The 15,403-nt window shown below is 37.4% G+C and carries 18 protein-coding genes, 1 pseudogene and 1 riboswitch; of the genes and pseudogenes, 9 read left to right on the top strand and 10 right to left on the bottom strand.

Translation table 11 applies throughout. The annotated features are described in order from the left end of the window. A partial coding sequence (locus FG383_RS21140; RefSeq protein WP_221887522.1) for a hypothetical protein occupies window positions 1-225 on the bottom strand: 225 nt, incomplete at its 3' end. A 21-nt stretch (window positions 226-246) separates the two neighbouring features. Further along, window positions 247-353: riboswitch (SAM riboswitch) on the top strand. Window positions 354-436: 83 nt separating this feature from the next. On the opposite strand from FG383_RS21140, the gene FG383_RS11385 reads away from it, so the two are divergent. Genes FG383_RS11385 through FG383_RS11375 form a run of 3 tightly spaced genes read left to right on the top strand, consistent with a single transcriptional unit; the run spans window position 437 to window position 3,853 of the window. Then, the gene (locus FG383_RS11385; protein WP_142607512.1) at window positions 437-1,558 is read left to right on the top strand and encodes a methionine biosynthesis PLP-dependent protein; all 1,122 of its coding nucleotides are present in this window, start codon (window positions 437-439) and stop codon (window positions 1,556-1,558) included. Beyond that, window positions 1,555-2,742, top strand: a complete 1,188-nt coding sequence (gene metC, locus FG383_RS11380) for a cystathionine beta-lyase (RefSeq protein ID WP_142607511.1) — start codon at window positions 1,555-1,557, stop codon at window positions 2,740-2,742. The genes FG383_RS11385 and metC overlap by 4 nt, the downstream gene beginning before the upstream one ends. 1 nt (window position 2,743) lies before the next feature. Further along, a complete protein-coding gene (locus FG383_RS11375) occupies window positions 2,744-3,853 on the top strand; it encodes a 5-methyltetrahydropteroyltriglutamate--homocysteine S-methyltransferase (RefSeq protein ID WP_142607510.1) in 1,110 nt (369 codons plus the stop codon). A 375-nt stretch (window positions 3,854-4,228) separates the two neighbouring features. Here the strand turns inward: FG383_RS11375 and FG383_RS21650 are convergent, their stop codons facing one another. Beyond that, on the bottom strand, window positions 4,229-4,363 hold the full coding sequence (locus tag FG383_RS21650; protein ID WP_142607509.1) for a sortase domain-containing protein: 135 nt from the start codon (window positions 4,361-4,363) through the stop codon (window positions 4,229-4,231). A 212-nt stretch (window positions 4,364-4,575) separates the two neighbouring features. Between FG383_RS21650 and FG383_RS11365 the strand changes: the two genes are divergently transcribed. Beyond that, the gene (locus FG383_RS11365) at window positions 4,576-4,893 is read left to right on the top strand and encodes a hypothetical protein (protein ID WP_185907915.1); all 318 of its coding nucleotides are present in this window, start codon (window positions 4,576-4,578) and stop codon (window positions 4,891-4,893) included. A gap of 41 nt (window positions 4,894-4,934) precedes the next feature. On the opposite strand, the gene FG383_RS11360 is transcribed toward FG383_RS11365, so the two are convergent. From FG383_RS11360 to FG383_RS11340, 5 genes and pseudogenes are all read right to left on the bottom strand, one after another. Then, on the bottom strand, window positions 4,935-6,218 hold the full coding sequence (locus FG383_RS11360) for a diguanylate cyclase domain-containing protein (protein WP_142607508.1): 1,284 nt from the start codon (window positions 6,216-6,218) through the stop codon (window positions 4,935-4,937). Window positions 6,219-6,273: 55 nt separating this feature from the next. Further along, entirely contained in the window at window positions 6,274-6,894 is a 621-nt protein-coding gene (locus FG383_RS11355; RefSeq protein WP_142607507.1) for a nitroreductase family protein, read from the bottom strand. A 3-nt stretch (window positions 6,895-6,897) separates the two neighbouring features. After that, window positions 6,898-7,320 (bottom strand): MarR family winged helix-turn-helix transcriptional regulator, encoded by a 423-nt coding sequence (locus FG383_RS11350; protein WP_142607506.1) that lies wholly within the window; start codon window positions 7,318-7,320, stop codon window positions 6,898-6,900. 138 nt (window positions 7,321-7,458) lie between these two features. Further along, window positions 7,459-8,025: an NADPH-dependent FMN reductase gene (locus tag FG383_RS11345; RefSeq protein ID WP_246096973.1), complete on the bottom strand. Its 567-nt coding sequence runs from the start codon at window positions 8,023-8,025 to the stop codon at window positions 7,459-7,461. Window positions 8,026-8,309: 284 nt separating this feature from the next. Further along, window positions 8,310-8,470: pseudogene (locus FG383_RS11340) on the bottom strand (DUF2935 domain-containing protein); the annotation flags it as partial. 228 nt (window positions 8,471-8,698) lie between these two features. Here FG383_RS11340 and FG383_RS11335 point away from each other — a divergent pair. The 4 genes from FG383_RS11335 (at window position 8,699) to FG383_RS11320 (ending at window position 10,817) form a co-directional block, all read left to right on the top strand. Then, on the top strand, window positions 8,699-9,613 hold the full coding sequence (locus FG383_RS11335; RefSeq protein WP_425467644.1) for an AEC family transporter: 915 nt from the start codon (window positions 8,699-8,701) through the stop codon (window positions 9,611-9,613). Window positions 9,614-9,750: 137 nt separating this feature from the next. After that, window positions 9,751-9,969, top strand: a complete 219-nt coding sequence (locus FG383_RS11330; protein WP_142607503.1) for a spore coat associated protein CotJA — start codon at window positions 9,751-9,753, stop codon at window positions 9,967-9,969. Then, the gene (locus FG383_RS11325) at window positions 9,966-10,232 is read left to right on the top strand and encodes a spore coat protein CotJB (RefSeq protein WP_142607502.1); all 267 of its coding nucleotides are present in this window, start codon (window positions 9,966-9,968) and stop codon (window positions 10,230-10,232) included. The genes FG383_RS11330 and FG383_RS11325 overlap by 4 nt, the downstream gene beginning before the upstream one ends. 15 nt (window positions 10,233-10,247) lie before the next feature. Next, on the top strand, window positions 10,248-10,817 hold the full coding sequence (locus tag FG383_RS11320; RefSeq protein ID WP_142607501.1) for a manganese catalase family protein: 570 nt from the start codon (window positions 10,248-10,250) through the stop codon (window positions 10,815-10,817). A gap of 150 nt (window positions 10,818-10,967) precedes the next feature. On the opposite strand, the gene FG383_RS11315 is transcribed toward FG383_RS11320, so the two are convergent. Both FG383_RS11315 and FG383_RS21485 read right to left on the bottom strand, forming a co-directional pair. Further along, window positions 10,968-12,500, bottom strand: a complete 1,533-nt coding sequence (locus FG383_RS11315) for a histidine kinase N-terminal 7TM domain-containing diguanylate cyclase (protein WP_142607500.1) — start codon at window positions 12,498-12,500, stop codon at window positions 10,968-10,970. An 85-nt stretch (window positions 12,501-12,585) separates the two neighbouring features. After that, window positions 12,586-12,717, bottom strand: coding sequence for a hypothetical protein (locus FG383_RS21485; RefSeq protein ID WP_281285307.1), 132 nt, complete (start codon window positions 12,715-12,717; stop codon window positions 12,586-12,588). 40 nt (window positions 12,718-12,757) lie between these two features. On the opposite strand from FG383_RS21485, the gene FG383_RS11310 reads away from it, so the two are divergent. After that, window positions 12,758-13,486 (top strand): polysaccharide deacetylase family protein, encoded by a 729-nt coding sequence (locus FG383_RS11310; RefSeq protein ID WP_142607499.1) that lies wholly within the window; start codon window positions 12,758-12,760, stop codon window positions 13,484-13,486. Between the two features lie 165 nt (window positions 13,487-13,651). Here FG383_RS11310 and FG383_RS11305 read toward each other — a convergent pair whose 3' ends face one another. Next, entirely contained in the window at window positions 13,652-15,388 is a 1,737-nt protein-coding gene (locus FG383_RS11305) for a methyl-accepting chemotaxis protein (RefSeq protein ID WP_142607498.1), read from the bottom strand. Window positions 15,389-15,403 lie beyond the last annotated feature (15 nt).

The following is a 15,403-nucleotide window of genomic DNA, read 5'->3' as shown; positions in this document are numbered from 1 at the left end:
CCTAAGCGGCGGTGAAGGCTCATCGCTCACCCCACGGAAAGCGTCCGCCCAGCAGCGGAAATCCCAGCGGACACTCATTTTCAACCCACTACGTCGCAGTATCTCTACATAGCGTACTGAATTTTCTTGATGAAAGAAACCGGTACGAAATGGTAAAAATGCAGAAGCATAAAATTCACCTTGTATTAATATAATTACCATGGTAAACTTATTGAAATTCAACATTTTGAAAATTTCATATATTATTTCTTATCCAGAGAGACGGAGGGATTGGCCCGAAGATGTCTCAGCAACCAGCCAAGTTTAGGTATGGTGCTAACTCCAATAGACGGTGATCGTCTAGAAGATAAGAAGACTAACTTCAATTTTTTTGAGGATTCTCTTCTTATAGGGAATCCTCTTTTTATTTTACTTTATTTGAAAAGGATGATTATTAATGACAAAAAAGTCTTTAGAAACCGAATTAGTTCAATTAGGAAATCATAGTGATACAAACACAGGTGCCGTCAATCCACCTATTCATCTATCAACAGCTTACATACATGCCGGGCTTGGTCAATCCACTGGGTACGACTACACGCGCACAAAAAATCCAACTCGCGCCATTTTAGAAGAAGGGATTGCCAAACTAGAAGGCGGAGATGCCGGTTTTGCCTGTAGCTCGGGTATGGCAGCAATCCAGTTAATATTGTCGCTTTTCCGATCTGGAGATGAAATCATTGCGCCCGATGACCTTTACGGGGGAACATATCGCCTGTTCGATCAATATGCGGACTCTTACAATATTTGCACGTCTTACGCTAAATTTGACTCAGTCGCTGAAGTAGAAGCATTAATAACGAAAAATACAAAAGCAATTTTCATTGAAACTCCTACAAATCCACTTATGCAAGAAATTGATATTACCGAATACAGCATCTTAGCAAAAAAATATCAATTACTACTGATTGTGGATAATACGTTCTTAACTCCGTATTTACGACGCCCAATTGAACTAGGGGCAGATATTGTGATGCACAGCGCAACGAAATATATTGGTGGGCATAATGATGTGCTGGCTGGTCTCGTTGTAACGAAAGGGAAAACACTTAGCGAAAAATTACTTATAAACCATAACGCAATAGGAGCAGTTCTCTCCCCTTTCGATTCATGGTTATTAATACGCGGGTTGAAAACACTTCACTTACGCATGAAACAGCATGATGCAAATGCGAAGAAAATCGTGGATTTTTTGCGAAATGAAACTGCTATAAAAGATGTTCTTTATCCTGGAATCGGTGGCATGCTTTCTTTCCGCTTACAAAAAAGCCAATGGGTTGGACCTTTTTTAGAAAACCTTCAATTAATCGTTTTCGCAGAAAGTTTGGGTGGTGTTGAAAGCTTTATTACATACCCTGCTACACAAACGCATGCTGAAATTCCAGAAGAAGAGCGTACCGCAAGAGGCGTGGATAATAGTCTGCTACGCTTCTCAGTTGGTGTGGAAGAAGCAGATGATTTGATCGCGGATTTGAAACAAGTTTTTGCAGTATTAGAGAAGGATGTGATTCATTCATGAGTAACGTGAAAGAAAATCTAGCAACTAGCTTAATCACTGCTTCCACTCGGGGGAATTATGAACAAAAAACTGGTGCAGTAAACGTACCAATCTATTTATCTTCCACGTACCACCAAGAAAGCTTTGATAGCTTTGGGCCATATGACTATAGTAGATCTGGCAACCCGACAAGAGACGCCCTTGAAAAAACGATCGCAGAATTAGAAGGCGGCACAAGAGGTTTCGCTTTTGCCTCTGGTATAGCGGCAATTTCCTCAGCTCTAATGCTCCTTTCTTCTGGGGATCATATCGTTGTAACAGAAGAAGTATACGGAGGAACATACCGTTTCATAACGGAAGTTTTACCAAGATTCGGCATTGACTATACATTTGCAGATTTCACAAATGCAGAAGCAGTAGAACAAGCAATCCGTCCAAATACGCAAGTAATTTATATCGAAACCCCTGCAAATCCACGATTAGGTATCACGGATATTGAAGCAATTGTCGCACTTGCAAAAGCCAATGATTGTTTGACCTTTCTAGACAATACTTTTATGACTCCCCTCTATCAGCGTCCGCTTGATCTAGGTGTGGATATCGTGTTACATAGTGCTACGAAGTTTTTATCGGGTCATAGCGATATAGTTGCTGGGCTAGCTGTCACGAAAGATGAAGAACTTGGAAAACGTCTAGGATTTATCCAAAACTCTTTCGGTGCCATTTTAGGTGCACAAGATTCTTTTTCATTAATTCAGGGCATTAAAACAATGGGAGCCCGCTTAGCGCAATCAACAGAAGCCGCTCAAAAACTTGCGACCTATTTAACTAATCATCCTTTAGTGGAAGAAGTGTTGTACCCAGGCTTATCTACACATCCTGGATATGAAATTCATGCAAGACAAGCGAAAAGTCCGGGGGCAGTATTATCATTCCAACTTCCGAACAGAGACACTGCGAAAGCTTTTGTAGAAAGTTTACAAATCCCCGTTTTTGCAGTAAGTCTTGGTGGCGTAGAATCAATTCTTTCCTACCCTGCTACCATGTCACATGCTGCAATACCGAAAGTGGAACGGGAAAAAAGAGGAATTACAGATGGCCTTTTAAGGTTCTCTGTTGGTCTGGAGCATATAGATGATTTAATCGCAGACTTCGACCAAGCACTAACAATAGCATCTAACATTAAACAGAAAGTAGGAATTTAACATGACAAAACAATTAATCCAAAAAGCACCATTTCGCGCAGATCACGTAGGAAGCTTTTTACGACCAGCACGTTTAAAAGAAGCACGTGCCCAATTTGAAAATAATGAAATAACTGCAGATCAACTTAAACAAATTGAAGATGAAGAAATTACGAAACTCGTTGCCAAACAAAAAGAAGCAGGTCTACAATCCGTAACTGACGGTGAATTCCGTCGTAAGTGGTGGCATTTTGACTTTCTTAGCGGCTTAGATGGAGTCGAGTTTTATGAAACAGACAAAGGTCTATCATTTAAAGGTGTGCAAACTCGAGCACATGGCATTAAAGTAACTGGAAAAATCGGATTTAGCACCCACTATATGATCGATCACTTTAAGTTTTTGCAAAGTGTGGCTGGTGATGCTGTCGCTAAGTTCACAATCCCAAGTCCGAATATGCTTTACTTTAGGGCTTCGATTGAAGAAGGAGTTTATACTAACGATGAGGAATTATTCAATGATTTAATCGTTGCTTATCAAGGTTTTATCCAAGCATTGTACGATGAAGGCTGTCGTTATCTTCAAATTGACGATACTTCATGGGCAACTTCTTTCTCAGAAGAAGGAATTGCCGGGCTGAAAGAAAAAGGATTGAATGTAGAGGAAGCGCTAAAACTGTCAGCACGTACGATTAATGAATCGATTGCGAAAAAACCGGATGATATGCTTGTAACGATGCATATTTGTCGTGGGAATTTCCGGTCTACTTATATTACAAGCGGGAGTTATGAACTTGTGTCGGAAACAATTTTTGGCGGGCTAGATGTGGATGGTTTATTCCTAGAGTTTGATGATGAACGCTCTGGTGACTTTGAACCGCTTCGTCATATTAGTCGTCGTCCCGATTTATATATTGTACTAGGATTGATCACTTCGAAGCGCGGGCTACTTGAAAACGCGGATGAAGTGAAAGCAAGAATTGAAGAAGCTACTAAATACGCTCCACTAGAGCAGCTTTGCTTAAGTCCACAATGTGGGTTCTCTTCAACAGAAGAAGGAAACATTTTAACCGAAGAAGAACAATGGGAAAAAATTCGCCATGTTGTACGTATCGCTGAGGATGCTTGGAAATAACTTAACAAGAACAAAAGCGACTGTCATTGGCCCGATTTAGCAAATGGGAACGATGAATAGAATGAAGCACATAATAGAGATAAAGTGCCTTAGTCATCGTCATCTCAATCCAAGTAAACTTGCTATTTTATGAAATGGTTGCTTTCACTGGCAATTTGGTTGCTCTCGTGCTGTTTTGGTTGCTTTCGGAATAGAATTGGTTGCTTTCCATGACCAGTTGATTGCCCTAATCCATTTCCTGGAATAACACATTTGAAAAACTGTATGAAATTTTGTTTTTTTAGCGAATCGGCACTAATAAGATAGTTTCCTAAGCAGTCAAAAACGCCAAAAGAAAGTTGTTTACTTTTCTTCTGGCGTTTTTTGTTTAATTGATCAATCGTAAATTTGCTTCGCTTGAACCACTAACCTAAATTGATTGGATCGTTCAGGATAACATGTGACCAAGGATAGAAGCGTCATGCCTTTCTGCCGATTTAATATATCCACGTTTTCTGGCGTTACGATCATCGACAGTTAATTGATCCAATTGATCAGATAATACATGTTTTATTCACCATTTCACCTCCTATCCACATACTTATCACTAATAATTCAGTCTACTATTTCTAATACCCTGTTTATCTACGTTTAATCCTCAACTTAAGTTAAATTGCATGTTTGCAATATTAATAGACGGGTAAATAACGACTGTACGTTAACATGTGAAGGAGGAATACGAAATGGAAAATAAGTATGAACACCAAACAGATGACGTTGTACAAGAAACTGGAGATTATACATGTGAGGAAGGCATCACGAAAAAACTATATAAAGGGGATAAATTCCCTTCCTGTCCACAGACAGAAATGGCCACTTCTTGGAAACATGCGGAAGGTCATGTCCATAAAACTGGAGAAGTAGTACCAGAATCCGGAACATATATAGATACCAATGGACATGAAATGCCATTAGTTAAAGGCGATGTTTTTCTAACTTCTCCGAAAACGGGGGAAGAAATTGAATGGCGTCATGCAGAAAAAAAGGAACAGATTAAATAGAAACGATAAAGCCTCAGTAGGCCGATTACAAATGTACTCGTCTACTGAGGCTTTATGTTGAAATACTGAAAATGATTTCGCACCTCTTTGGCTTTATAAAGTGCTTCATCCGCAAAACCCATTAATTTTTCCGGACTAATAGCATCGTCAGGATAAAATGCAACACCAATACTGGATGTAGCAATAATTTCCTTGCCATCTATTACATATGGCTCTTTAAAATTAGCATGCATTCTCTTCATAATATTATTAATCTTGTTCTTATCTATATCTTTTAATAAAATAAGAAACTCATCTCCACCGATTCTTCCAATTATATCTTCATGTCGAACATTTTCTTTCATCCTTTTGGAGAACTGGATAAGTAGAGAATCCCCTATTCCGTGACCTAGTGTATCATTCACTTCTTTGAACTTATCCAAATCAATAAATAATAAGGCGAGCATTTCTTTTGTCACTTTTGCTTCTTCTATTCTTTTATCCATCTCTTCCATGAATGTGCTTCTATTTACTACATCCGTCATTGGATCGTGGGTTGCCATATAAGTTAATTGGTCTTCGTAATACTCCCTTACAGTGACATCCCGAATTATTGCTTGAATGACGATTTCTCCTTCAAACTTTACTGGAATTGCAATGATTTCGACCCAAATATTTGACCCGTCCATCCGAGTAAGTTGTTGAATCGTCGGCTCTATCTTGACCATTTCTTCTTGCCGAAGTAATCGAATCAATTCATTTTCGCTTTCTATGTTCCCTATATCCATGTAATCCAATAAGGATGTTCCAATTATATCTGTGTCTTTTTTTGCACCTATTATATGAAGCGCTTGGGGGTTAACAAATGTGATTTTGCCACTACTTTGAACGATAATAGCATCCGGGGAATATTCGACTAATGTTCGATAACAATTTTCTGTTAACCGAAGCATACGCTGTGTTTGCTTTTCCTCCGTAATATCTTTATACATAGCAACTGCTAGTACATCCTTTTTATTTATCGACCGGTAGGATGCCAGAATATCTTTTATCTCGCCATTCTTATGCTTTCTTTTCGTTTCAAAATAAGAAATGCTTTTCCCGCTTCTTAATAGATCGAGCTGTTTCTCATGGTCTTCTGAAGTAAAATCATCTTCAAAAAAAGGAATTTTCGACAAGTTTTTTACTTCATCTAAAGACCAGCCTAATATTTTGGCGAAGGCAGGGTTAGCTTGTATAATGGCACCATCTTTTCGCAAAATAAAAATAGCATCATTTGTATTTTCCCAGATTAATAAATATTCCTCTAAGCTAGGATTGGATATCATAGTATTAAATGTACTCAATGCACCATTCGCCTCCTTTCCTCACGATGAAAGAATTATTACGCTTAGCTAATATTTAAATAAAAGATACGAATTCACTAACTGGTTTACGGTAACCTCTTGGTTTTCTACTTTCTACCTTTTCTTTACCGATTGTGATCATTAAAGCCGGCTCATATTGATCACTTATATTTATTATTTCCTTCACTTTGTCCGGATCGAAACCAATCATCGGACAAGTATCCCAGCCTTTTTCTTTTGCTGCAAGCATGAACATCATTGCGGAAAGCGATGCGTTTCTAATGGCTTCGTCGCGTTGGAAGCTATTCCCTCTTGTTTCGTACAGCGAAACAGTATCTTCTACCATCAAATCGTATTCTTGTTTATTGACGATTCCAAGCATGAGCAAGCCTTCATTAATAGCCGCCGTGTTTTTATACGCTAGTTTGTCTCCAAGCACGATAATGACTGCGGAAGCGGAATGTACTTTATATTGTCCATTTGCAGCAGCACGGATTTGTTCTTTTACTTCTGGGTTTGTTACTACTATATATTTAGAATGTTGAAGATTGAATGCAGAAGGAGCCAGCTTTACCAATTCGAATATTTCGTTTAAATCTTTTTGCGGAATTGGGTTGTCTTTTAGAAAGTTACTTGCCGAGCGACGTGCTTTTATTACTTCTATAAACTCCGTCAATGCTTACTCCTTCTTTCCCACTTTTTTTAATAAGTCGATGAATACTTCTTTTTCCTGATCTGTAATGCAGGAGAAGATATCTTCAATAACTAATTGATGCTTTGGAAAAATTTCATCCATTAATTTTTTTCCTTCATCTGTAATTTGAATATATACTACGCGGCGGTCTTCTTTGCAATCAATTCTTTCAAGTAGACCTTTCGCCTCTAATTTATCCATTACGTACGTAATAGAACCCGAGTTAATAAGAACTGCATCTGAAATTTGTCGCACTGTTTGTTTTCCTTTGCTGTACAACGCTTCTAATACCATAAACTCAGACGTGTGCATATTATAATTATTAATATCCTTCTTCGTCTGTTCTTGTACTATTTTGGAAGCTTTCATCAATACAACGAAGGATTTTAAAGATAGATTATTTGCCACTGGGACCCCTCCCCTTTTCACTTGAATTTAATTATCTCAAATTAAAGATATTATAGCTTTTATTTCAATTTGCGTCAAATAGATGATAAAAAAATGCCAAGATGAGTGATGCATTCATCTTGGCATTTTACATATTATTTAGCGAATTGTTTTTAAAGCACCGCTCCACGCAAGCACTTGGTCTAGCATTGTGTTAGCATTTCCTTCATGGTAATCAGCAGGTTTGAAAACGCTCATGTTTTCGAAATCAGACATTAATGAAAATGTTACTGCTGTGCGAACATCTGCTACTTGAAGTTCACCTAAAATTAAACGCATATTTTCATGTGCACGAGTTCCGCCTAAACTACCGTATCCTACGAATCCAGCAGCTTTGTTATTCAATTCTGGGTTTAAGAAATCTAATGCATTTTTAAGTGCGCCACCGATTGCATGGTTATATTCTGGCGTTACAAAAATATAGCCATCGTATGAAGCCATTTTATCTGACCAAGCTTTAATTGCTGCGTTTGCTTCGTCTTGTCTTTCTGCAGGAACTTCTTCCCCTAAGAAAGGTAATTTATAGTTTGCAAGATCTACTAATTCATATTGTGCGTCATTGCGTTTTGCTGCAAAGTCATACATCCAGTTAGCTACCGCTTCTGCATTACGTCCTTGACGAACACTACCAATTACAATACCGATTTTTAAATTTTCTACCGTCATTGTCTCTTCCTCCTGTTTGGCTTTGCCAAATATTTTGTCTAAAAAACCCATGAAAGATCAACATCCTTAACTTGAATTAATATATCTCACTTTGATATATTTTGAATTCAAATTAACTATAGATGATTGCAGTATGAAGTGTCAAAATATTAGCTCATAACACTATTATTATTTTCATTGGTACTGTTTTCTAGCCGAGTGGATTAAGTTCATGGCTTAATCATCTGTTTAATCAACAAAAAAACCTCCACTAATCGGAGGTTTTTTCTTTTCTTCTGCTGTTTTTAAGGGACTAGCTCGATCTTCTTTAAATAGTATGTTTCTTCCCTAGCCATATGATCTGCCATAAGCGGCGTAAAGGTTCCTAACGCTTCTTTTTTATTCTCATTTCTTCTAATTCCTTTAAAAATACTTTGAAGATGGTCATTTCTAATTCGATATCTTGATGAAATTTATGCAGATTCTCGAAATGATAATGCCAGTTGGAATCACCCTTTTTACATTATAAAAGTATATGCATGATGGAAAAGCAGTGTCACTGTTTAACAACTGCCATATCTGTTTTCAAATTATTAAAAAAGAATAGCCAATTAATGTTATAGTTATTTAATAGATAAAAGTGTTTTGTTACAGGTGCCAGGCACCTGTAACAAAATTGTAATATATTAGTGGGGTGAATTTTTTGGATTTATTGTTGATCATTTTACCTGTGTTTATTATCTTTTTTATTGGTTTTATGGGGCAGAGATTAATAGGATTTGATATTAAGTCTATTTCTACGGCGGCGCTTTATCTTATGTCGCCTTTTTTGGCTTTTCGCACGTTTTATACGCATGCGCTCACAATTGATTATTTTTATATGGTGTTAGCTTGTATCCTTCTTATTTTAGGACTTTTCCTGTTCGTTTGGGTAACTGCACGTTTGATGAAGTCTACTCGTCCGCAATTTGCGGCGTTGATGCTCGGTGCCGCTTTTCCGAATAGTGGTAACTATGGTGCTCCAGTTGTACTTTTTGCTTTAGGTGCTGTTGGTTTTGATTATGCTGTTATCATTATGGTTTTACACGGTTTATTCATCAATACATTCGGAATCTTTTTTGCTTCTTTAGGGGGAGAAGAAAAGGCATCTTGGCGTCAATCTTTGCAAAGAGTCATACGCATGCCACTCATTTATGCAGCAGCATTAGGAATTATTTTGCAATTAGTCGGAGCTTCGGTTCCTAAATCGATCATGGACGGGGTAGGACTCGTTGCAGATGCATCTATCCCAACGGTTATGCTCGTTCTTGGTATGCAGTTAGCCGTTATTTCAAGAAAAAAAGTTGCTTATCGATATGTATCAGTTGCAACTATAATTCGAATGGTTATTTCCCCTGCCATTGCAGCGTTAGTCGTTTATTTTATGCCACTGAATGATATGATTAAAACCGTATTTATCATACAAGCGGCCATGCCAACTGCAGCAAATACGACGCTTCTTGCGCTTCAATTTGGCACAGAACCAGATCTTGTATCTTTTACGACGTTTGTGACGACCATTATTAGTATTGTCACCATTCCTTTTGTATTATTTTTCCTTGGAATATAATTCAGCTATACAGCCTTCTTTCATCGTACTATGAAAGAAGGCTTTTATTTTTTTCGACAATATTCTTGAAAATAAGTTGTCCCCAAGTATTATTATAATCGAGGCTTTCATAGGATAGTCTGAAGGAGTGATTTAGGTTGGATCAATCGCAATTCCGAGGAACGTATAGACCTTATATCTCACCACGGGACCCTTGCCCACCTATTTTAGTGAAAACTTTTGTTTTACCGCCTCAACTCTTTACGAATTTCCAACAGCCCGGTCTTACACAAAATTCTCCAGAAGAAGCCTTAAAACAAGGTTCTCTTTGGCCGCAGCTTGTGGATGGATTTTCTCGTGAGGAGGGAATTTCATGAATGCAAATGAAGAAGAATGGAATATGTTAAAAAAGGTGCAACAAGCGGATTTCGTAGTAGTAGAACTAACTTTATATACGGACACACACCCCAATGACATCGAAGCTTTGAAACAATGGCGAGACGCAATAAAGGAAGCATCTAGGGTTCGAAGGGAATACGAAGCAAGATTTGGTCCTCTTTCTCTTTTATCCGTTCCTTCATCACAGGCACTAGACGTAGGATGGCGCTGGAGCAATACACCTTGGCCATGGCAAAGATGAGAAAGGGGAAAAGCAATGTGGGTTTATGAAAAAAAACTGTTATATCCAGTAGAAGTCACCACTTGTAATCCAATGCTTGCAAAGTACCTGATGGAACAATATGGTGGTGCTGATGGTGAACTTGCCGCTGCTTTGCGCTATATGAACCAGCGTTACACTGTGCCAGACACTGTTATCGGTGTTTTAACTGATATTTCGACAGAAGAGTTTTCTCATCTTGAAATGCTTGCAACGATGATTTACAAGTTAACAAAAGATGCTACGCCTGAACAATTGGAAAAAGCGGGTCTCGGCGCACACTTTGTCAATCATGGGCATTCGCTTTTTTATAATAATGCAGGTGGTGTGCCGTTTACATCGACCTATATCCAATCTAAGGGAGATCCAATAGCCGATCTGTATGAAGACATCGCAGCAGAAGAAAAAGCTCGTGCAACTTATCAATGGTTAATCGATATTTCAGACGACCCCGGTGTTACAGATGCGTTAAGGTTTTTAAGAGAAAGAGAAAACGTCCATTCCCTCCGATTTAGAGAATCCGTAGAAATATTAAAAGACGAAAGAGACCGAAAAAAGATATTCTAAACATTTGTTACAGGAGTGTTACTGGTGCCTGGCACCAGTAACACTCCTGTAACACACTTCCATATATACACATAAAAATGCTTGATAGCGAGGGAGGTTTACCTCAGCTATCAAGCATTTTCATTGTCTGAATGGGAAGTAAAATTCTTTTCAGCTATACATGTAAATACGGTTTCTGCCATTCCTTTTCGCTTCATACAAAGCTTGATCGGCTTGTCTAATTAGTACTTGTAACAATAGACTATTATCACCCGCTTCGATGAATGCATTTGAAATACCAAAGCTAGATGTTATACAAATTTCCTTCCCATTAATGAGCGTACGTTTTGCAAATACTTTCTCTCGTATAAGATCCGCAATTTCATACGCCTCATGTAAAGAGATGTTCGGCATACATACGATAAATTCTTCGCCACCGTAACGTCCTATTACATCAGTTTCTCGTATGGTTTCTTTCGCTATGCTCGTTACATGGGCTAATACAATGTCCCCTGCCTCATGACCATATGTATCATTTACCTTTTTAAAATGATCAATATCAAACATAATAACTGATACATACCCTCCAGTAATAGCAAGATCATCCATTATAATTTCAGCTTTTTTCATAAAAAATGTTCGATTAAGCACTTGGGTTAAACCATCCATACTGGCTAATTGCTTTAACTTTTCCTGCATATTCACTCTTTCGGTTACATCGGCAAAGGTTATGATCTTTCCTAAAAGCAGATTTTTTTTATTTTGTATGGAAGAAAAACTAATATGGAAATATGTAATTTTATCATCTACACATATCTTATAGTCACATTCCCTGCCATCATAAATGATTTCAGCAAGTTGACGCTCTTTACTAAGTATATCCGTTAACATTTTTCCAATATCATGGGAATTCAACATTGGGATAACTTTTAAGATTGCTTTGTTGTAGTCGACTAGTGCCCCATTTTGATTTATAACAATGACTCCCTCTTTCATACTTTCAAATACTTTATCTCTCGCAATTGGCGCTACATTAAACATTTGAAAGGATAAAAGTGCTACACCGTGAAAGATAAAAGTAATACTCATGGAAACAGGTCCAAGATCCATTCCATACGGACTTAGTCCATTTAAATACAAACAGCTCGCTAAAATAGGAATTATAAGCCCCATCGCCATTAGCAAAACTTGCATACGGAATCTAAATTGAGATTTTTTCAATTGCATCAACAACATAATAATAGCTATCATCAAACATAAAAAAACAAAGATAGAATGAACGTAAAACCAAGGACCATATTCCAATTCTAAAATAGGAAAGGGCCCGTCGTTACTTAACTTCATGGAGATATAATATAAATGATGAAGATCGTTTGTATTCAGCATAAAAATAGTAATAATCGGCACTATAAAAAGAACATAATGTATCCACTGCTTCAGTTTTTGTCCTATATATTCAAAACACATTAATAAAACGAAGACCGGTATAAAAGGTAAGGCAAGATACTCGATTCTTAACCAAAATTGCACTTGCTCCAAAGATGTGCTTGCTAGTTCGAATGCATAGGAAAATGTGAAGATAGTCGACAATAACGTTACTAGAAAATAAGACCATGCACCAGGTGCTTCTTTAAGCTTTAATTGGGCATACAAGCATAAAAAGAAGCTTATCACTCCAGCTAATATAACTATTAGTATGTACATTAATAATTATTACTCCATTTCCAATTAATTCATATAGTTATATGTATTATATAGCAGTTTATTGCGCCATGACTATACTAAAGTTTCAGATTAATAATGCATGACCTTCTAACTTTTTTACGGAAAAAGCGACAATTAAATAGGTAAGAATAAAGCGCTTCATACGAAAATCTCCGTATAATTCGCCTATGACAGTGAACAATAATTTCAACGACAATCAACTTCCCCCACTATAGCAAGACTAGGAGGAATTATTTATGAAGTCTTTAGTATGGAAGATTGGACTATTTATTATTTTGATTTTTTGTATCGCTTATGCTTCAAAAGCAATGGATAAAGGAAGACCGTATTATGAACAGAAAGGATATGTGCTTTGGGACATTAAAACAGAAGAAAAAGTGATAGCCCTCACATTTGACGATGGACCTCATTCCACATATACTACGCAAATTTTAGATTTACTTGCACAATACGATGCAAAAGCGACATTTTTTGTCATTGGGGAACGTGCGGAAAAAATGCCAGACATTATTCTTAAAATGGGACAAGCAGGTCATGAAATAGCAAACCATACGTATTCGCACCCTTATAATATCACTTCGGAAAAACTGAAAGATGAACTAGAGAAAACAAATGAAATCATTCACGATATAACTGGTTCCTACCCGCTATTTTATCGTCCGGTAGGAGGAAGTTACGACGATAGTATTATCAATACAGCGGTGGAAAACGGTTATAGAGTAGTTATGTGGTCATGGCATCAAGATACAAAAGACTGGACATCGCCCGGGGTAGATAAAATCGTATCAACAGTACTATCAGGAGCTAAACCGGGCAATATCGTGTTATTTCACGATGCAGGAGGAGATCGTTCTCAAACAGTAAAAGCACTCGAAGAAATACTTCCCGAATTAGAAAAACAGGGATATGAGTTTGTAACAATTTCTGAGTTGCTAGAAATAACAAGTATGAGCTTAAAAAATTAACCATTCTAAGATACTATAGCTTGGATATGTATTACGGGTACTTTGTGTTACGGGTGCCAGGCACCCGTAACACAATTGAAATACTTCTATATAAAGAAAAGCAAACCACCTATAACATTGGTTTGCTCTTTTCTTTCTTTTACAATTCCTTGTGGGGTAAAAATGTTACTCGAATTTCTCTATCAGTTCACTTAAGGATTGCGAAATCTTTTGTAGATCTCCGCTCATTGCTTCTAATGTTCCCATTGCTTTTGTTTGTTCCGCTGCAGATTCTGCTACTTCTATCGTCTGGGTAGCTGTATTACGTGCAAATCCTTTAATATCCTCGAAAGCCGCGAGAATTTCTTCTGAACCAGCAGACATTTCCTCTGTAACAGCTGAGTTATCTTGAATTTCTAGATTTATTTGGGCAATCCTATTTACTATTCGTTCCAGCATATTACCAATTTCTTGTACGGATTCTGTTCCTTCTATAACTTTCGCTGATGTCGCATCCATAACATCACTCACTTCATTCGTTACAAGTTCAAAATTATCAATAAGTGTTCTTATTTCTTCTGCCGATCGCTTCGATTGTTCAGCTAACTTTCTAACTTCGTCTGCTACTACAGCAAATCCTTTACCTGCCTCACCTGCTCTTGCTGCTTCAATTGCGGCGTTTAATGCGAGGAGATTGGTCTGCTCTGCAATTCCTGTCATCACTACCGTTATTTCTTGAATTTGTTTGGATTGGTTGCTAAGTTCAGCCACTTTTGTTCCTGTTTGGTGAAACATTTGTTGCACATCTTTTATTTTTATAACAACTTCTTTAGACTCCTCATGTCCTTTACTAATAAATTCCGCAACGTCATTAGAAGTATTTGTCATGTCATTTCCTGAATCTGCAATTTTATGAATACCAATGGCCATTTCTTCAAGAGCAGTAACAGACTCTTCACTATGTTGTAATGATTTTGCACTACCTTCCGCTAATTCAACCATATGAGCATTAATCATACGGTTCGTTTCCATCGTTTCTTCAATCGTTCCATATAATTGAGTAGAAGATTGTGAAATCCGGTTAGACTGGCTTGTTATCTCATTCATTGTTGCACTTAATTGTTTATAGGATGCTGTAAATGCTTTTGCTAATGCGGAGATTTCATTTTCCGATTTAAATTTAATAGCCCCTACTTTTTTGGATGCCATCGTCCATTTTCCTTCTGCAAAATCACCTAACGCTTCACTTACAACCCCAAGTGGCGCAAATGTTCTTTTTGTATATATGTAAAATATGATAGTAAGAATTAAAATAATGACAAAAAATAGTAACGCTACAATTGGAATAGTTGTTTTAAGAAGATTACTTTGGATTTCTTTTACGTTCTCCGCAGCAATATCTACCGCTAAAATTCCCACTATGTCGCCATTACTAGCTTTAATAGGAGAAAACGCTGATAAATACCTTCCAAACTCCGGATCGTCAATAACTTTTGTACTTACAGATTCCCCTTCTAATACTGCCTTCACATCGTTATAAGTCGTGCCGGTTGTTGGTTGACCGATCGTTGCGGCACCTTCAACACCCTTTGCATATCCATCGATCATTATTTGCACCGCACTTGGATCGGCTTGCAATGTATAAACATATAGAACCCCGGTACTATTCAATACATTAATGAGCTGATTACGAATATCCCAATACGCGTCATTTTCAACAGAATCTTCAGTAAATTCCTTATACTCATCCCCATCTATCTTACTAGCTAAATAATTCGCCGTTGATACAGCTTGACTCCGAATTGAATCTTCTACAGTTCTAAGCGTACTCATAGTGAACAACGCAGATACTGCCAAAAACAAAAACAACATAACTGTAATAAGAATTAAAGCCATTTTAGTGCTTAATGATTTACGTTTCATCTTACAACCCCTTCT

It is taken from the genome of Psychrobacillus soli (assembly GCF_006861775.1).
GTDB lineage: Bacteria > Bacillota > Bacilli > Bacillales_A > Planococcaceae > Psychrobacillus > Psychrobacillus soli.
Note: the sequence above shows the minus strand (reverse complement) of the source record. Positions and strands in the feature narration are given on the sequence as shown.

Excerpts from the sequence above, each read along its gene's own strand:
- FG383_RS11385 (WP_142607512.1), top strand. The coding sequence starts at position 437 with ATGACAAAAAAGTCTTTAGAAACCGAATTAGTTCAATTAGGAAATCAT.
- metC (WP_142607511.1), top strand. The coding sequence starts at position 1,555 with ATGAGTAACGTGAAAGAAAATCTAGCAACTAGCTTAATCACTGCTTCC.
- FG383_RS11375 (WP_142607510.1), top strand. The coding sequence starts at position 2,744 with ATGACAAAACAATTAATCCAAAAAGCACCATTTCGCGCAGATCACGTA.
- FG383_RS21650 (WP_142607509.1), bottom strand. The coding sequence starts at position 4,363 with ATGATCGTAACGCCAGAAAACGTGGATATATTAAATCGGCAGAAAGGC.
- FG383_RS11365 (WP_185907915.1), top strand. The coding sequence starts at position 4,576 with ATGGAAAATAAGTATGAACACCAAACAGATGACGTTGTACAAGAAACT.
- FG383_RS11345 (WP_246096973.1), bottom strand. The coding sequence starts at position 8,025 with ATGACGGTAGAAAATTTAAAAATCGGTATTGTAATTGGTAGTGTTCGT.
- FG383_RS11325 (WP_142607502.1), top strand. The coding sequence starts at position 9,966 with ATGAATGCAAATGAAGAAGAATGGAATATGTTAAAAAAGGTGCAACAA.
- FG383_RS11320 (WP_142607501.1), top strand. The coding sequence starts at position 10,248 with ATGTGGGTTTATGAAAAAAAACTGTTATATCCAGTAGAAGTCACCACT.
- FG383_RS11315 (WP_142607500.1), bottom strand. The coding sequence starts at position 12,500 with ATGTACATACTAATAGTTATATTAGCTGGAGTGATAAGCTTCTTTTTA.
- FG383_RS11310 (WP_142607499.1), top strand. The coding sequence starts at position 12,758 with ATGAAGTCTTTAGTATGGAAGATTGGACTATTTATTATTTTGATTTTT.
- FG383_RS11305 (WP_142607498.1), bottom strand. The coding sequence starts at position 15,388 with ATGAAACGTAAATCATTAAGCACTAAAATGGCTTTAATTCTTATTACA.